Source organism: Cellulomonas chengniuliangii, assembly GCF_024508335.1.
Lineage (GTDB): Bacteria > Actinomycetota > Actinomycetes > Actinomycetales > Cellulomonadaceae > Cellulomonas_A > Cellulomonas_A chengniuliangii.
On sequence record NZ_CP101988.1, the window covers coordinates 2,412,854 to 2,428,561 of the forward strand.

A 15,708-nucleotide genomic window follows, 5' to 3' on the forward strand; every position below is an offset into this window, starting at 1 on the left:
CCCTGCGCGAACCGGCTCCCAGGAACCTCTCGCACCCTGGTCGCCGAGACGAAGGGGGTGCATGTGACACGACGACTGACCTTCCTGGCCGCCGTGGTCGGCTGCCTCGCGATCCTGCTCGGGTGCTCGATCGGGTTCGACGGCGTGGTCGCGGACAAGGTCCCGCGATCAGGCGGGGTCCCCAGCACCACGGCGCCCGCCGAGACCGGCGAGGACACGGCTGACGGTGCCGGGCCGGGCGGCGCGGCCGAGGGCCAGCCAGAGGACGGGGCCGCGGTCGACGGCGCGGGCTCCCCCGCCCAGGACGAGCAGTGGCGCGGCTACTGGGTGGACAGCTTCAACGAGGGCATCGCCACGCCTGACGAGGTGCGCCAGATGGTCGCGGACGCGCAGGCCGTCGGCGCCAACGCGCTCGTGGTGCAGGTGGCGCGGTGGTACGACTGCTTCTGCGACGACTCGTCGCTGCCGCGCACCGACGCCGACCTCGACCCCGGGTACGACCCGCTCGAGGAGGTCGTCGCGCAGGCGCACGCCGCCGGCATCGAGGTGCACGCCTGGGTGAACGCCACCACGATGTGGAGCCGCAGCACCCCGCCCGCCGCGCCCGACCACGTGTACAACACGCACGCGTTCTCGGCCACGGGATCCGACCGGTGGCTCAACAAGCGCAACGACGGGGTCGAGAAGCTCGGCACCATGTCGTACGTCGATCCGGCCAACCCCGCCGCCGTGGACTACCTGGTGGACGGCGTCGTCTCGATCGCCCAGAACTACGACATCGACGGCGTCAACCTGGACTACATCCGGTACCCGGACGACTCCGCCAACTCCAACGCGAACGACTGGGGCTACTCGGAGACGTCGCTCGCGCGCTTCGCCGCCGAGACCGGCCGCTCCGACGTGCCTGCGCCCTCCGACCCGCAGTTCAGCGACTGGCGGCGCCAGCAGGTCACGAACGTCGTCCGCAAGGTGTACGTCGGCCTGTACCAGAACGACCCGACCGACCGGCTCAGCGTCAACGCGGTCACCTACGGCGACGGGCCGATCACGGTCGGCGCCTTCGAGTCGACTCAGCCCTACCTCGGCGTGCTGCAGGATTGGAAGGGCTGGCTGCAGGACGGCATCGTCGACACCGTCATGACGATGAACTACAAGAGCCATTCGAGCGCGACCTCCCTGCGACGGTTCGACGAGTGGAACGCCGCCCTGCTCGAGTACGCCGCCGGCCGGCATGTCGTGGCCGGGCCGGGCCTGTACCTCAACGACATCGGCGAGTCCGTCGCCCAGACGCAGCGGATCGCGGACCTGGGCCTCGGGTGGAACGGGTACAGCTACGCCAACGTGAGCGACACGGCCGCCGACTCGAGCGACGTGGCCGTGGACCGGGCCGAGCGCGCCGCGCTGACCAGCGCCCTGCGCTCCGGCGTCTTCGCGAACGACGTGACCGTGCCGCGGATGACCTGGAAGACCGACCCCTCCACGGGGGTCGCCTCCGGGACGGTGGACCTGCGGGGCGGTGGCCCCGTGGACGTCGTGGTGCGGCCGGCCGACGGCTCCGGCGAGCAGAAGGCAGTCCGCACGGACGCGTCGGGATGGTTCGCCGCGACCGGCTTGGAGCCCGACCGCTACGAGGTCCAGGCGCCGGGCACAGATCCCTCGACGGTGCGCGTCAAGGCGGGCGAGGTGGCGCAGGCCGAGCTCAGCCCCGCAGACGGCTGACGGCCTTGCGCCCCTCCTCGACCCAGAGCACCGACGAGGCGACCGCTGCCGCGACGAGCCACTGACCGCCCGTCAGGGAGGTGGTGGTGAAGAACCCCTGGAGCGCGGGGACCTGCACCACGGCGACCTGCAGCACGACGATCGCGACCAGGGAGATCCACAGCGCCCGGTTGGTGAGGGTCGCGCGGGTGAAGACGCTGGCCTCACGGCTGCGCACGTTCAGCAGGTTGAAGACCTGCGAGAACACGAACGTGGTGAAGGCCAGCGTCCCCGCCGTCGTCGCGGCGCCCGCGGTCGGCTCCGGGCCGGGCGCCAGCTCGAGCACCGCGAGGGCCGCGGCCGCCATCACCACCGCGGAGAGGGCGATCCGGCCGATCCGCGCGCGCGTCAGGATGCGCTCGCCGACGGCGCGCGGCGGCCGCCGCATCACGCCCGGGTCGGGCCGGTCCAGGCCGAGGGCCATGGCCGGCGGCCCGTCCATGATGATGTTCACCCACAGCACCTGCAGCGCGGTGAACGGCGCCCCGCCCGCTAGGCCGATGGCGCCAGCGATGAGGAAGATCAGCACGAAGCCCCACGACGTGGCGATCTGGAAGCGGACGAACTTCACCACGTTGTCGTAGATCCCGCGGCCCTCCCGGACCGCGGCGACGATGGTCGCGAAGTTGTCGTCGGTGAGGATCATCGAGGCCGCGCTCTTGGAGACCTCGGTGCCGGTGATGCCCATCGCGATGCCGATGTCGGCCTGCTTGAGCGCGGGCGCGTCGTTGACGCCGTCCCCGGTCATGGCCACGACCGAGCCGTCGGAGCGCAGCGCGTCGACCAGCCGGATCTTGTGCTCCGGGCTCACGCGGGCGATCACCCCGAAGCCGCGCGCCCGCTCCGCGAGCTGGGCGTCGTCCAGCTCGTCGAGGACCGCCCCGGAGACCGCCTCCCCGCCGATGCCCAGGTCGCCCGCGATCGCGGCGGCGGTCCCAACGTGGTCGCCGGTGATCATGTGCACGGTGATGCCGGCCTCGTGCGCCTGCGCGATCGCGTCCCGGGCCTCCGGCCGGGGCGGGTCGACGATGCCGACCAGCGCGAGCAGGGTCAGGTCGCCCAGCCGCTCGGCGAGCTCCTCCGGGGTCAGCGCGCCGAGCGCCCCGAGGTCCTCGCCCGCGTCGACCTCCCCTTGTGCGATGGCCATGCCACGCAGCCCGCGAGAGCCGATCTGCGCGGTCAGCGCGGTCAGGCGCTCGCGCTGCGCCTCGTCGAGCGGGATCCGGCCGGTGGGGGTGTCGAGCCACACGCAGCGCGCGAGCACGACGTCGGGGCCTCCCTTGACGAAGACGCGGGCGCCACCGCTCTCCCCCGGGACGAGCCCCTCGGCCCACTCCGCCAGGGTCGCCGCCGCCTCCGGGTCGGCCGGAGCCTCGCCCCGGACCACAGCCCACGGGTGGAAGGTGGCCATGTACTTGCGGTCGGAGTCGAACGGGATCTCCGCGACGCGGGGCCAGGCGCGGCGCGCCGCCTCGACGTCCAGGCCCCCCTTGGCGGCCAGCACCACCAGGGCGCCCTCCGTGGGGTCGCCCACGACCTCGCCGTCGCGGAGCACCGCCTCGCTGGCCAGCGCCATGCCGAGCAGGGCGCGGCGCACGTCCGGCGCGGGACCCTCCCCCGTGGCCCGGAGCTCGCCGTCGGTCGAGTAGCCCTCTCCCGTGACCTCGAACAGGCGTTGCCCGGCGAACAGCTCCCGCGCGGTCATCTGGTTGAGGGTGAGCGTGCCGGTCTTGTCAGTGGCGATGTGCGCGGTCGACCCCAGCGTCTCGACAGAGGACAGCCGCTTGAGGATCGCGCCGCGTCGCGCGAGCCGGCCCGCGCCCATGGCGAGGGTGAAAGTGACGACGGCCGTCAACCCCTCGGGGATGGTCGCCACGGCCAGCGCCACCGCGGTCAGGAAGAGGCCGGCCGGGGCGACCCCGCGCAGCAGCCCCAGCACGAACACGATCACGATCACCACGCCCGCGATGGCGCTGAGGAACCCGGCGAGCTGGGCGATCTGCCGTTGCAGCGGCGTCGTCTCCCGGCCGGCGGAGTCCAGCAGCCCTGCGACGCGCCCGATCTCCGTGCCCATGCCTGTGGCCGTGACCAGCATGACCCCGCGCCCGCGGGTGACCGCGGTGCTCATGTACGCCATGTCGCTGCGGTCGCCGAGGCTCGCCGCCGCGTCCTGCAACGCTGCCACGTCCTTGGCCACCGGGGCGGACTCCCCCGTCAGCGCCGACTCCTGGACCTCGAGGCCCGCCGCCTCGATCAGGCGCCCGTCGGCCGGGACGACGTCGCCCGGCTCGAGCAGCACGACGTCGCCCGGGACCAGCCCGTCCGCGTCCACCTGCGTGATCTCGCCGTCGCGCCGCACGGTGGCCCGGGTGACGGTCAGGTCCTGCAGGGCGCGCAGGCTGCTCTCCGCGCGGCTCTCCTGGACCAGGTTGAGGATGGCGTTGAAGACCACCACCACCAAGATGACGATGGGCGTCTCGAGCTCGCGGGACACCACGGCGCTGACCACGGCGGCAGCCAGCAGCACGATCGTCATCGGCTCCGCCAGCAGGGCGAGCACCTTGCGCCACGCCGGGGTGGGCGGCGCCTGCTCGAGCGCGTTCGGGCCCGTCTGGGCGAGGCGGCGGCGCACCTCGGCGTCGTCCAGGCCGCTCTCCGGCTCGACCGCGAGCGCGGCCGCCGCCTGCGCGCGATCGAGGACATGCCAGTGCGGCACGGCGGTGTCGGGCGCGGTGGTCGACGGGGTCAGATGCTCGGCCTCTGCCATCGCCCCATACTCCCAGAGCCCTTCGCCGCGAGCGCGGCTCGAGCAGGGCTCCCAGACCGGTCAGGCGGTCTCCAGTCGCCGCCGAGCCGGGGGGTGCGTAGCGTGGAATGGTCCATTCGGGCACGGGTGGACGGGCCGAGCGCGGCGGAGTCCGCATCACAGGCTCCACCTCGGCGCCCCGGCTCCACGCACTCCTGAGGAGGCCGGCTGATGAGCAGCCCGATGGATCCGCGCAACGAGCCCCACGCCGATCGGCCGCCCGCAGGGCGACAGCCACCCGCAGGGAGGCAGCCGTCTGCGGCGCCAACCCCGGTGAACACGACACGCACCCCCGACGTCGTCGACCGCGAGCGCGAGCGCTTCGGCGGCATCAAGGTCGGCTCGGCCTTCTTCGGCTGGCTGACGGCCACCGGCACGGTGGTGCTGCTGACCGCCGTCATCGCCGCGATCGGCATCGCGATCGGCTCGACCGGGGACACCGACATCGCCGCGACCACGGCGGACGCCACCGCCGACCCCACCACGGTGGGGATCGTCAGCGGCGTCCTGCTGCTCCTGGTGGTGCTGGTGGGCTACTACTGCGGCGGGTACGTCGCCGGGCGCATGGCCCGCTTCAACGGCGTCCGCCAGGGAGTGGCCGTGTGGCTGTGGGCCGTGGTGGTCTCGGTGGTCGTCGCGGTGCTCACCGCGATCGCTGGCGCGCGCTACAACGTGCTGGCCGAGCTGAACGGCGTGCCGACCGTGCCGGTGGACCAGGGCGACCTCACCACCGCCGGGATCATCGCGCTGCTCGTGGTGGCCGCGGTGGGCCTGCTGGGGGCGGTGCTCGGAGGGCTGGGCGGCATGCGGTTCCACCGCAGGATCGATCGCTACAGCTTCGGCGAGTGACGCTGATGTGGCGGTGTCCCGGCCCGCTCGACTCACTGACGTCTGCCGGGTCGTCGTGACCTCTATACCCCTAGGGGTATATTAGGGAGCGTGGAAACGCCCCCCGCCCTCCCCGCGCCCGTCCCCGCCGACCCCACCAGCACGCCTCCCGCCCGCCGACGGATCGTCATCGTCGGCGGCGTCGCCGGGGGCATGAGCGCCGCGGCCCGCGCCCGGCGCAACGACGAGCACGCCGAGATCATCGTGCTCGAGCAGTCTGAGCACGTCTCGTTCGCGAACTGCGGCCTGCCGTACCACCTGTCCGGCGAGATCGATCGACGCGACGCCCTGCTCCTCCACACCCCCGAGTCTCTCGCCTCGACCCTCGCCCTGGACGTCCGCACCCGCACGCGGGCGACGGCGGTGGACCCCGCCGCCCAGACCGTCACGGTCGCGACCCCTGACGGCGAGCAGGTCCTCGCCTACGACGCGCTTCTCCTCGCGCCGGGCGCGGTGGCCGTGCGGCCGCCGATCGAGGGCCTCGACCACCCCGCCGTGCACGCGCTGCGGACCATCCCCGACGTGGACTCGCTGCGCGCGGAAGTCGAGCGGATCACCGCAGCCCGGGGCGCCGGCGCAGAGGCGCCCCGCGCCGTCGTGGTGGGGGCCGGCTTCATCGGCCTCGAGGCCGTCGAGGCGCTGTCCGCCCGCGGCGTGGCGGTCGAGCTCGTCGAGCTGGCCGACCACGTGCTGCCGCCGCTCGACGCCGAGCTGGCCCCCCTGCTGGCCGACGAGCTCACCGCGCACGGCGTGGGACTGCACCTGGGGACCTCAGCGCAGTCGATCCGCCCGGCCGGCCCCGCAGGCGCTCCCGGGCCCTCCGAGGACGACGGCCGAGTGGTCGTGGCACTGTCCGACGGCACGCTCCTCCCCGCCGACCTCGTGGTCGTCAATGTGGGCGTCCGCCCGGCCAGCGACCTCGCCCGTGACGCCGGGCTCGACCTGGGGCACGGCGGGGCCATCCGGGTGGACGCCGACCAGCGCACCTCCGATCCGCGTATCTGGGCCGTGGGCGACGCCGTCGAGGTCGTCCACGCCGTGACCGGCACGACGGGCCCTGTGCCCCTCGCCGGGCCCGCGAACCGGCAGGGCCGCCGCGCCGCCGACGCGATGACCGGGCGGCGCACCACCCCCCAGGCGCCGGTCCTCGGCACGGCGATCGTGCGTGTCTTCGGCCTGACCGCCGCGGTGACCGGCGCCAGCCAGGCTGCGCTGAGGCGCGCCGGCATCGAGCACGAGGCCGTCCACCTGCACCCGGCGCACCACGCCGGGTACTTCCCCGGCGCCGACCCGATCCACCTGGTCGCGTCCTTCGGCATGGACGGGCGCCTGCTCGGCGCGCAGGCCGTGGGGCGGTCCGGCGTGGACAAGCGGATCGACGTGCTCGCCACGGCGCTGCGCGCGGAGATGACCGCCGACGACCTGGCCGAGCTCGAGCTGGCCTACGCCCCGCCGTACGGGTCGGCCAAGGACCCGGTGAACATGGTGGGCTTCGTCGCCCAGAACGTGCTGAGCGGCGCCATGCCGCAGTGGCAGGCCTGGCAGCTCGAGGAGGCCGTGAACACCAGCCTCATCCTCGATGTGCGATCCGCCGCCGAGGTCGCGCGCGGGCACGTCAGGGGCGCGCTGCACATCCCGCACACCGAGCTGCGCGCACGCCTGGACGAGGTCGTCGCCGCGGCCGGCGGGCGCCCCGTCAAGGTGCACTGCGCCAGCGGCGTCCGCTCCCACCTGGCCACCCGCATCCTGCTGGCCCACGGAATCGACGCCAGCAACCTGTCTGGCGGCTGGCTCACCCTCGAGGCCGCGCGCCGCGCGACCTCGCCCCACCCCGCATCACCCACCACTCCGGAGGAACCCGTTATGTGCTACCCCGTCGCCTGCCCCACTTGCGGCAAGACCACCTGGGACGGCTGCGGCATGCACGCCGAGGACGTCATGTCCTCGGTGGAGCCCAGCCAGCGGTGCACGTGCCGCTGACCCCTGGTACCCAGGGGGGTATCGTGCTGAGCAGTTCACGAGGAGGAGCGCACATGGAGCTCGACAAAGACGAGATGGCCAAGGTCAGCAACCGGCTCAAGCGCGCCCAGGGCCAGCTGGCCGCGGTCGTCCGGATGCTCGACGAGGGACGTGACTGCGAGGACGTGGTCACCCAGCTCTCCGCGGTGTCCCGCGCCCTGGACCGGGCTGGCTTCGCCATCATCGCCTCGGGCATGCGGCAGTGCATGACCCGGAGCGACGACGGCGACGACGAGACGCTGGACGTGCAGAAGCTCGAGAAGCTGTTCCTCTCGCTGGCCTGACCGGCCGCCCGCACCCGGCGTGGCCAGGCAGGCCGCGCCGGATCAGCCGGATCCCGGCTCCCGTTCCAGCAGGGTCAGCACCTCGTAGTGCGCCGTCTGCGGGAACATGTCCAGCACCTGCGCGCGCCGAGGGCGCAACGACGGCATCGACTCGAGGTCGCGGGCTAGCGAGCCCGCATGGCAGCTCGAGTACACGACGTGGCGCACCGACGACCGCTCGAGCCAACGGCTCAGGCCCTCGCCGAGCCCGCGCCGTGGCGGGTTGACGATGACGAGCTCGGGCGGCTGGTCCGAGGGCGATCCGAGCGCGAAAGCCGTGGCGTCACCCGCCTGGAACGCCACCCGGTCCAGCCCGGCCTCGCGCGCGCTGGCCTGGGCGCTGGCGATGGCCTCCACGCTGGTCTCGATGCCCACCACCTGGCGGGCCGGGTCGGCGCAGTGCAGCGCGAAGCCCCCGACCCCGCAGTACAGGTCCCACACCGAGGACGGCGAGCGCTCCGCCACCCAGGCGGCCGCCTGCCGGTAGAGCGCGGCCGCCACCGCGGTGTTGGTCTGGAAGAAGCTCTGCGGCCGCAGGTGCAGGTCGATGCCGTTCAGCCGCATGCGCAGCGTCTGCTGCTCGGTGAGCACGATCTCCCGGTCCCCCTCGACGGTGGCCTTGTGCTCCGGGTGCAGGTTGACGGACACGACCGCGAGCCGCGGCAACGCCGACAGCAGCGCCGGCAGGTGCTTGCGGATCCGCGCGACGGCCTCCTGGGACCGCAGCACGAGCCGCAGCATGAGCTCGCCGTCGGGCGACTCCGTGACGAGCAGGTACTTCAGCTCGCCGGTGCGGCGCGGCACCACGTAGGGCTCGATCCCCGCCTGCGCGACGAACGCCGCCAGCACGGGGAAGCACGCCTGCAGCCCGGGGGTGTACAGCCCGCACTCGCGCAGGTCCACGCCCCGCCCGTCGGGGTCGAGGATTCCCAGAGTCGGAGCCTGGACGTCGCCGCCCACCACCAGCTTCGCCTTGTTGCGGAACCCCTGCTCCGGGCTCTGGAGCGGGTCGAGCCACTCCAGGCCGGACGGGTCGCCGAGCGCGTGGGCGGCGTGGCGCTGCTTGCCGGCGAGCTGCTCGGCGTACGGCTGCCCCATCAACGTGCAGGATCGGCACTGCGCTGCGGAGAAGTACGAGCAGTGCATGCGCGCGAGCCTACGTGACGGACCCGTGAGCCCTCGCCCGCCCCGCTTCCGGCGCGACGAGGGGGAAGGGCGCGCTCACCAGGCCGCGCCGGGTCCGCACGGTGTACCGCGTGCGCCCGCGCTTCTCGATCACCCCGACCAGCCCGGCGTACCTGCCGCCGCCGAGCAGCCGCACCCGGTCCCCCGCGGCCAGCGCCCGGGCGCCGCTGGGCGCCGCGACCGTGACGGAGCGCTCCGCGACCGACCGGGCGTGCGCGAGCTCGGCCAGGTAGGCCGGGTGCATCTCCGCCGGGGCGCCGCGCAACGTCCACGTGTACAGCGCTGCCAAGTCCAACGTCGGGGAGCACACCGGGCAGGTGCGCACCCGCACCGGACGCCGGTGCGCGCTCGTGCGGTGGCCTGCCGGGCAGACCCCCACCCAGGGGCCCTCCACCTTCGGAGAGTCGGCGGGCACGCAGCGCTGGCCCGTGCCGCCGATGCGCACGGCCGTCGCCCGCCACACCGCGTCGTGGCCGTGCCCGGGGCCCACCAGGGCGTGCGCGATCTCGTGGAGCACCGTGTCACGCACCTGCTCGGGTGGGTGCAACGCCGTCAGCGCGCGCGACAGCCCGATCTCGCGCCGACCCGCCCGGCACACGCCGGCGCGGGTCTTGGCACGGTCGAGCACCAGGGTCCAGCCGCGCAGCCCGTGCTCTGCCATGAGGCCGAGCGCGAGGCTCCGCGCGTCGTCGAGGTCCACCCGGCTCAGAGGGTCGGCAGGACCTGCTCGCGCACCTCCTTGCGGAGGACCTTCCCGAGCATCGAGCGGGGGGTCTCATGGATCTGCACCACGCGACGGGGCACCTTGTAGGCGGCCAGCCGCGCACGGCAGTAGGCGCGCAGCGCCGCCTCGTCGAGCTCCGCGCCGGGCTCCAGCTCGATCGCCGCGACGACCATCTCCCCGCCCCGCTCGAGCGGCTTGCCGATCACGGCCGCGTCGAGCACGTCCGGGTGGAGCCGCAGCACGGCCTCGACCTCGGTGGGCGAGACGTTGAAGCCCCCGGTGATGATGATCTCCTTGGCGCGGTCAACGATGGTCGTGAACCCGTCCTCGTCGACGGTGACGATGTCCCCAGTGCGCAGCCACCCACCGGGGAGCAGCGTCTTGGCGGTCTCCTCGGGGTTGTTCCAGTAGCCCTGGAAGACCTGCGGGCCGTGCAGCAGCAGCTCGCCGGCCTCGCCCTGCGGCGCCTCCACCTCGGGGTCGTTCTGGTCGACCACCCTCATGGTCGTCGAGGGGAACGGCACACCGATCGTGCCGGTGCGGCGGGTGGGGTGGAACGGGTTGCCCAGCGCCACGGGCGACGACTCCGTCATCCCGTACCCCTCGACCAGCAGGCCGCCGGAGACCGACTCCCACAGCTCCACCACGTGGGGCGGCAGGTTCATGGCGCCCGAGATGCAGAACCGGCACGAGCGCAGCGAGACGCCGCGCTCCTTCGCCGCGAGCGCGGTGCGCTCGTAGATGGGCGGCACCGCGCAGTACACCGTCGCCGGCGACTTCTTCATCGCGTCGAGGATCAGCTCGGGGTCGAACTTCGGGAACAGCACGATCAGCCCCTGCTTGCGGATGCCGTACGTCAGGTACAGCGTCATGCCGAACGCGTGGAACATCGGGAGGATCGCGTAGAAGACCTCCTTGCGCACCTCCGCTCCGTGCATCCACGCCTCGCCCTGGAGGGCGTTCGAGTACAGGTTGAAGTGGGTGAGCATGGCGCCCTTGGGCAGGCCCGTGGTGCCCGACGTGTACTGGATCGCGGCCAGGTCGCTCACCGAGGGGCGAGGGTGCTCGGCGCTGAGCGGGCCGTCCGCTAGGAGCTTCTCCCAGGGGATCGTGCCGGGGGCCGCGGCCGTCAGGGCGTCCCGCGTGGCGCGCAGCTTCTTGACCGGCAGGCTCAGCGCCAGCCGCTTGGCCGTCGGGAAGGCCTTAAGGATGTTCACCGACACGATGTGGTCGATCTCCACGTCGGCGGGGAACGCCTGGATCGCGGGGACGGCCTTGTCCCAGGCGATGACCACGCGGGCCTGGTGGTCCTCGAACAGGTGGCGCAGCTCGCGCGAGGTGTACAGCGGGTTGTGCTCCACCACGATCGCGCCCAACCGCAGCACCGCGTAGAACGCGATGACGTGCTGAGGGCAGTTCGGCAGCACCAGGGCGACCCGGTCGCCGGCGCGGACGCCCAGGCGGCGGAGGCCCTCGGCCGCCCGCGCGACCTGGTCGCCGAGCTCGGAGTACGTGGTGCGGCGCCCGAAGAACTCGGTCGCGGGATGACTGCCGCCCTCGGCCACGGAGCGCTCGAACATCTCCACGAGCGACTCGGTGGGGAGGTCGATCTCGGCCGGCACCCCCGGCTGATAGTTCTTCACCCAGGGCTGCTGGTCAGTCGTCGACATTCGGCCATTGTCTCGCGCGCACCTGGGAGCCTGTGGCCGACTCCGACGTCGAGTACGCCACATCCGCACGACGCCTGGAGCGTCCGCACGTCAGCCGGCCCCTCATTCGTGGCCCAGCGGACTACGCCATAGGGCCCGGGCACAACAGCGTCGTGTCCGGCGACGCCTTCGACGATCACCAGGTCGAGCCCGGCGGGGACCTCGATCGCGCCGTCGCGCCCGTGGGCAGGCCAGGCGGGCGGCTGGAATCGGACGCCTGCCCCGTGCCGCACCGGCTCCAGCACGCCGTGGGCGAGCAGTGGCGCCCATCCGAACCACGACTCGTTCCACGCGACGTCGTCGGTGTGGACCACGGTCGAGGCGGGGCCGACGGCGTGCAGGCGCGCGGCGAGGGTGGTCTTGCCGCCCGCGAGCTGCGCCCGTCGGCCCCGGCGGGTGGCGTGTTAGCGCCACTCGCCGAGCCGGACGGCCGGGTCAGTCGAGCAGGTCCTTCATCTGCTTGTAGATCAGCGCGGCGGACCGTCGGGGCGAGAGCCGCGCGAGGCGGTCCAGCATCGCGGAGTCCTTGCCGATGGTCACCCGGTAGGCGTCACGCTCCATCGCGTCGATGATGATGCGCGCGGCGTCCGCCGGGGAGGTCATCTTCCGCTGGGGCTGCTTCGCCGCCGTGCCCGGCTTCCCGTGCATCTCGACGCCGGAGTTCTTGGTGATCTCGGTCTCGATGGCGCCGGGGAACACGACGGTCACCGAGACCGGCGTCTGGGTGAGCTCGGAGTGCAGCCCCTCGGTCAGCAGCTTCACGGCGGCCTTCGACGCCCCGTAGATGGTCTGCCCCGGCACCGGGATGAACCCGCCCATGCTCGAGACGTTGACGATGTGGGCTGCCGGCCGGGTGACGAGGTGCGGGAGGAACGCCTTGGTCGTGTGCACCACGCCCCAGAAGTTGATGTCCATGACCCGCTCGATGTCCTTGTACTCGAGCTTGTCCATGGGGACGAAGGGCTGGATCACCCCGGCGCAGTTGATCAGGCCGTCCACCTGGCCGTGCTCCGCGATGATCTGCTCGGGCAGGGCCTCGACGGCGGCCCGGTCCGTGATGTTCACGACGTGGGTCGAGAGCCGGTCAGCGCGGTCGCCCGCTAGGTCGATGGTGGCCTTCAGCCCGTCTTCGTTGACGTCGAGCGCCGCGACCCGTGCGCCTCGCGCGAGGAGGGCCAGCACCAGCTGCCGACCTATGCCGTTGCCACCACCCGTCACCGCGATGGTTGTGCCTGTCACCTTCATTGGGGACACCTCCTCTGGAGTTGAGGCGACGTTAAACCCGGTGGACGCTGGCAAAACAGGACCTTAGGCCCGGTCAAGGCGACCCCTTCCGAGCGGCTCACAGGGGGATCGACGGTCCCCTCCAGCGTGGCGGGCGACCAGCCCGACGAAAGTCCCACCCCGCCGCGCCCTCCCCAAGGCCTCGGCCTACTCCGGCACGAGCTCGACCCGGAGGATGCGGTCGTCCCCGGCGCGGGCGGGCGTACCGCCCCAGGTGGCGCGGTCGGTGTTCGACGTCGTGATCCACAGCGACCCGTCCGGCGCGGGCTCCACGGTGCGGATGCGACCGTAATCGCCCACGAGGTGCTCGGTGGGCTCCCCGGCGGCTCGCGTGCCGTCCACCGGCAGCCGCCACAACCGCTGGCCGCCCAGCGCGCCCATCCAGATCGCCCCGCCGGCGTAGGCGATGCCCGATGGCGACGCGTCGTCCGGGTGGACGACGAAGATCGGCTGCTCGCCGCGATCCCCCTCGACCCCCTCGGACTCGGGCCAGCCGTAGTCGACGCCCGGGCGCAGCACGTTGAGCTCGTCCCAGGTCCGGTGGCCGAGCTCGGAGGCGTAGGCGGCGCCGTCCGGCCCGAACGCGATGCCCTGGACGTTCCGATGGCCGGTCGAGTACACGGCGGTGCCCGACGGGTTGTCGTCGGGGATGGCGCCGTCGGGACGGATCCGCAGGACCTTGCCGTTGAGCGAGCCGTCGTCGGCGGCGTTCTCCGGCTCGAACGCGTCCCCGGTGCCGATCCACAGGTTCCCGTCCGGGCCGAGCCGCAGCCGGCCGCCGTGGTGCCTGTCAGCCGTCTCGATCCCGTCGATCAGGACCCGCTCCTGGGCGAGCGAGCGCAGGTCCTCCCCGACGCGGAGCGCGACGACCCGGTTGGTGGGAGACGACGAGACGTACGCGAACACGGTCCGGTCCTGCGCGAAGTCCTGCGACGCGACGATGCCGAGCAGCCCGCCCTCCGAGCTGACCTGCACGCCCGGCACCGTCCCGACGACACGGGCGGCGCCGCCCTCGGCCGGCACGCGCAGGATCTCGGCGGTGGACCGGCTCGAGACGAGCGCGGAGCCGTCGGGCAAGAAGGTCAGCCCCCAGGGCATCTCGAGCCCGGTGGTGATCTCGCTGACGGCGCCCAGGGTCAGCGCGGGCTCGCCGGCGGCGGCGTCGGGGAGGCCGGCCGTCGAGCTGGGCGGCGTCGCGCCGGGGGCCCGGGCGCTCGGCTCGGCGCCGGTGCAGGCGCCCAGGAACGCGATCGTGGTGGCGAGTGCCACCGCGGACGCGAGCCGTCGACGGGACGGGGTGCGGTGCGTGGGCATGCGCTTCTCCCTCTGGTGTGCCGTTCGACGATCCGCGGACGCGGACGCTGGCGCCGGTCACGGGTCCGGTCAGGCGGCCCCGCCGTTGGCGTAGAGAACCTGGCCGTTGACCCATCGGCCGGGGCCCGCCAGGAACGCGACCACCTCGGCGATGTCGCCGGGCTCGCCCAGGCGGCCCATCGGGCCCTGCGAGGCGATCTGGTCGATGAGCTGCTCGGACTTGCCCTGCAGGAACAGCGGCGTCGCCGTGGGCCCGGGGGCCACCGCGTTGACGGTGACGTCCCGGCCCCGCAGCTCGCGGGCCAGGATGAGCGTCATGGCCTCGACGGCGCCCTTGGTGGCCGCGTACGCCGCGTAGCCGGGCTGCTGCAGCCGGGTGACGGACGTCGAGAAGTTGATCAGCGCGCCACCGGGCCGCAGGCGGCGTGCGGCCTGCTGGGAGACGAGGAACGCGCCGCGCACGTTGGTGCGGTGCATCCGGTCGAAGTCGTCGACGTCCATCTCGGCGAGCGGCCCGAGGATCATGATGCCCGCGGTGTTGACCACCACGTCCACTCCCCCGCGCAGGGCCTCCGCCTCCGCGAACAGCGCGGCCGCCTGGTCGGGGTCGCCGATGTCCGCGGCCACGGCCGACGCCTGGCCGCCCGCCTCGACGATCGCCTTCACCGTCTCCTCTGCGCGCTGCTGGTTGCCGGCGTAGTGGACCACCACCGCCATCCCGTCGCGGCCCAGCCGCTCCGCCGTAGCCCGGCCGATCCCTCCCGACGCGCCCGTCACGAGCGCGACGCGCCTCGCCTGGTCGTTGTGCGCCATGTCCCCTCCCCCGCTATATGTACAACCTGTCTTTATGTTGACGGTAGGCTCGTTCCCGAGCGAGCGCAAGACCACGGGAGGACTTCCATGCGGACACGGCCCGACGCGGCGACGCCCGACGGCAGAGACGCCACGGCCCCGCTCCGCCCCGGCCGAGGCCGGCGGCCAGCCGCCCAGGTGCGCGAGGCGGTGCTCGCCGCGGCGGGCGACCTGCTCTTCGAGCGCGGGATCGGCGCGGTGACGTTCGACAAGGTCGCGAGCCGCTCGGGCGCCAGCAAGATGACCCTGTACCGGTGGTGGCCCTCCCCCGGCGCCCTCGCGCTCGAGGCCTACTCCACCCGGGTCCGGCCCACGCTCACCTTCGCGGACACCGGGGACATCGCGCGCGACCTCACCGCACAGCTCACGGCCTTCATCCACCTGCTCACCGACGACGGCGGCGGCACGGTGGTCAGCCAGCTCGTGGGCGCGGCGCAGTCCGACCATGACCTCTCCCAGGCGTTCACGGCCGCGTACATCAAGCCCCGGCGCCAGCTCGCCGTCGAACGGCTCACCGTCGCGGTCCAGGCGGGGCAGATCCGGGACGACGTGGACCTCGAGGTGATCGTCGACCAGCTCTGGGGCGCCTGCTACCACCGGCTCCTGCTCCCGGCCCTGCCGCTCACACCGGAGTTCGGGCGGGCGCTCGTCGAGAACGTGCTGCGCGGCGTGGCGCCCGCTCAGCACTGAGGGCTTTCCCGGGAGACAAGAAGGGCCGCCACCCCCGGCGAGAGGGATGACGGCCTTCGAGTGCGCGATCAGCCTTGCGGCGATCGCAGCAGCACCAGAGTACCCCTGACTTCACCCACTCCCGTCACGGGCCCCCTCCTCGACCGGACGCCAGGG

The 15,708-nt window shown here is 73.1% G+C and carries 12 protein-coding genes; 5 read left to right on the forward strand and 7 right to left on the reverse strand.

The window, feature by feature from the left end; translation table 11 throughout:
* The first annotated feature begins 63 nt into the window (after positions 1-63).
* Positions 64-1,719: a family 10 glycosylhydrolase gene (locus tag NP064_RS11195; RefSeq protein WP_227569575.1), complete on the forward strand. Its 1,656-nt coding sequence runs from the start codon at positions 64-66 to the stop codon at positions 1,717-1,719.
* Here the strand turns inward: NP064_RS11195 and NP064_RS11200 are convergent.
* On the reverse strand, positions 1,700-4,525 hold the full coding sequence (locus tag NP064_RS11200; protein WP_227569574.1) for a cation-translocating P-type ATPase: 2,826 nt from the start codon (positions 4,523-4,525) through the stop codon (positions 1,700-1,702). The two genes, NP064_RS11195 and NP064_RS11200, sit on opposite strands and share 20 nt — an antisense overlap.
* A gap of 312 nt (positions 4,526-4,837) precedes the next feature.
* Between NP064_RS11200 and NP064_RS11205 the strand changes: the two genes are divergently transcribed.
* From NP064_RS11205 to NP064_RS11215, 3 genes are all read left to right on the forward strand, one after another.
* Complete coding sequence (locus tag NP064_RS11205; protein WP_227569573.1) at positions 4,838-5,413, forward strand: hypothetical protein; 576 nt, start codon at positions 4,838-4,840, stop codon at positions 5,411-5,413.
* A 90-nt stretch (positions 5,414-5,503) separates the two neighbouring features.
* Positions 5,504-7,432, forward strand: a complete 1,929-nt coding sequence (locus tag NP064_RS11210; protein WP_227569572.1) for a DUF8730 family Cys-rich protein — start codon at positions 5,504-5,506, stop codon at positions 7,430-7,432.
* A 53-nt stretch (positions 7,433-7,485) separates the two neighbouring features.
* Positions 7,486-7,755, forward strand: coding sequence for a metal-sensitive transcriptional regulator (locus NP064_RS11215; protein ID WP_227569571.1), 270 nt, complete (start codon positions 7,486-7,488; stop codon positions 7,753-7,755).
* A 42-nt stretch (positions 7,756-7,797) separates the two neighbouring features.
* On the opposite strand, the gene rlmC is transcribed toward NP064_RS11215, so the two are convergent.
* The 6 genes from rlmC to NP064_RS11245 all read right to left on the reverse strand — a co-directional run bounded on the left by rlmC (position 7,798) and on the right by NP064_RS11245 (position 14,823).
* Positions 7,798-8,940, reverse strand: coding sequence for a 23S rRNA (uracil(747)-C(5))-methyltransferase RlmC (rlmC, locus tag NP064_RS11220; protein ID WP_227569570.1), 1,143 nt, complete (start codon positions 8,938-8,940; stop codon positions 7,798-7,800).
* 10 nt (positions 8,941-8,950) lie between these two features.
* Positions 8,951-9,679, reverse strand: a complete 729-nt coding sequence (locus NP064_RS11225) for a SprT-like domain-containing protein (protein ID WP_227569569.1) — start codon at positions 9,677-9,679, stop codon at positions 8,951-8,953.
* A 5-nt stretch (positions 9,680-9,684) separates the two neighbouring features.
* A complete protein-coding gene (locus NP064_RS11230; RefSeq protein WP_227569568.1) occupies positions 9,685-11,373 on the reverse strand; it encodes a long-chain-fatty-acid--CoA ligase in 1,689 nt (562 codons plus the stop codon).
* Positions 11,374-11,847: 474 nt separating this feature from the next.
* On the reverse strand, positions 11,848-12,657 hold the full coding sequence (locus NP064_RS11235; protein WP_227569567.1) for an SDR family NAD(P)-dependent oxidoreductase: 810 nt from the start codon (positions 12,655-12,657) through the stop codon (positions 11,848-11,850).
* A gap of 186 nt (positions 12,658-12,843) precedes the next feature.
* Positions 12,844-14,010 (reverse strand): PQQ-dependent sugar dehydrogenase, encoded by a 1,167-nt coding sequence (locus tag NP064_RS11240; protein ID WP_227569566.1) that lies wholly within the window; start codon positions 14,008-14,010, stop codon positions 12,844-12,846.
* A gap of 69 nt (positions 14,011-14,079) precedes the next feature.
* Positions 14,080-14,823 (reverse strand): SDR family oxidoreductase, encoded by a 744-nt coding sequence (locus NP064_RS11245; protein WP_227569565.1) that lies wholly within the window; start codon positions 14,821-14,823, stop codon positions 14,080-14,082.
* Positions 14,824-14,910: 87 nt separating this feature from the next.
* On the opposite strand from NP064_RS11245, the gene NP064_RS11250 reads away from it, so the two are divergent.
* A complete protein-coding gene (locus NP064_RS11250; protein WP_227569564.1) occupies positions 14,911-15,552 on the forward strand; it encodes a TetR/AcrR family transcriptional regulator in 642 nt (213 codons plus the stop codon).
* Positions 15,553-15,708 lie beyond the last annotated feature (156 nt).

Excerpts from the sequence above, each read along its gene's own strand:
- NP064_RS11215 (WP_227569571.1), top strand. The coding sequence starts at position 7,486 with ATGGAGCTCGACAAAGACGAGATGGCCAAGGTCAGCAACCGGCTCAAG.
- rlmC (WP_227569570.1), bottom strand. The coding sequence starts at position 8,940 with ATGCACTGCTCGTACTTCTCCGCAGCGCAGTGCCGATCCTGCACGTTG.
- NP064_RS11235 (WP_227569567.1), bottom strand. The coding sequence starts at position 12,657 with ATGAAGGTGACAGGCACAACCATCGCGGTGACGGGTGGTGGCAACGGC.
- NP064_RS11240 (WP_227569566.1), bottom strand. The coding sequence starts at position 14,010 with ATGCCCACGCACCGCACCCCGTCCCGTCGACGGCTCGCGTCCGCGGTG.
- NP064_RS11250 (WP_227569564.1), top strand. The coding sequence starts at position 14,911 with ATGCGGACACGGCCCGACGCGGCGACGCCCGACGGCAGAGACGCCACG.
- NP064_RS11230 (WP_227569568.1), bottom strand. The coding sequence starts at position 11,373 with ATGTCGACGACTGACCAGCAGCCCTGGGTGAAGAACTATCAGCCGGGG.
- NP064_RS11200 (WP_227569574.1), bottom strand. The coding sequence starts at position 4,525 with ATGGCAGAGGCCGAGCATCTGACCCCGTCGACCACCGCGCCCGACACC.
- NP064_RS11245 (WP_227569565.1), bottom strand. The coding sequence starts at position 14,823 with ATGGCGCACAACGACCAGGCGAGGCGCGTCGCGCTCGTGACGGGCGCG.